General features: G+C 70.9%; 1 protein-coding gene. It reads left to right on the top strand.

Features of this window, described 5'->3' with window-relative positions; translation table 11 throughout:
• Window positions 1-91 precede the first annotated feature (91 nt).
• A partial coding sequence (locus AC5P1B_RS35680) for an acyltransferase domain-containing protein (RefSeq protein ID WP_493892195.1) occupies window positions 92-1,059 on the top strand: 968 nt, incomplete at its 3' end.

The raw sequence follows: 1,059 nt of genomic DNA, 5'->3' as shown, positions 1-1,059 counted from the left end.
AGGGGTTCGGGGTGTAGGGGTTCGGGGTGTAGGGGGGTATCGGTTGCGGGAGGTGGTGTGGGCTGAGCCGGGGAGTCTGGAGGCTGCCGCGTTGGACCGTACCGTCTATACGCAGGCCGGGTTGTTCGCCGTGGAGGTGGCCCTGTTCCGGTTGCTGGAACACTGGGGCGTGGCCGCGGATTACCTTCTGGGGCACTCGGTGGGGGAGCTGGCCGCCGCCCATATCGCCGGGGTGTGGTCGCTGCCCGACGCGTGTGCGGTCGTCGCCGCCCGGGGCCGGTTGATGCAGGCCCTGCCCACCGGCGGCGCCATGCTCGCCGTCGAAGCCGACGAGACCACCGTGGCCCGCACCCTGGACCACTACGCGGGACGGGTGTGCCTGGCCGCGGTCAACACCCCCCATGACATGGTCGTCTCCGGCGACAGTGACGCGATCACCGAGCTGCGCGAGCACTGGCACACGGCCGGATACCGCACCACACCCCTACGCGTCAGCCATGCCTTCCACTCCCACCATATCGACCCCATGCTGGAGGAGTTCCACACCGTGGTGGGACAGGTCGCCTGCCAGGCCCCGACTGTGCCGGTACTGTCCAACCTCACCGGGCAGCCGCTGACCGAGGCCCAGGCCCGCTCCCCGCGCTACTGGGCCGACCAGGCCCGCGCCACCGTCCGCTTCCACGACGGCCTGACCTGGCTCACCGAACACCACACCACCACCTACCTCGAACTCGGCCCCGACGCCATCCTCACCCCCCTCACCCACACCACCACCCACACCAGCACCAGCACCAGCACCACCAGCACTGCCAGCACCACCAGCACTGCCAGCACCAGCAGCACTGCCGGCAGCGAGGCTCCTGCCCGCTCCGCGCAACCCCCGGTCACCACTCCGGTGATCGTGCCGGTGTTGCGGCGTGATCGCCCCGAGGCAACCACGGCCCTGAGCGCGCTGGCCCGCGCGCACGTGCGGGGGATGCCGGTGGCGTGGGAGCAGGTACTGGCCGGGGAAGACGTGCGGCGGGTGGAGCTGCCCACCTACGCCTTCCAACGCCAGCG

Source organism: Streptomyces sp. A01 (assembly GCF_059026195.1).
Note: the sequence above shows the minus strand (reverse complement) of the source record. Positions and strands in the feature narration are given on the sequence as shown.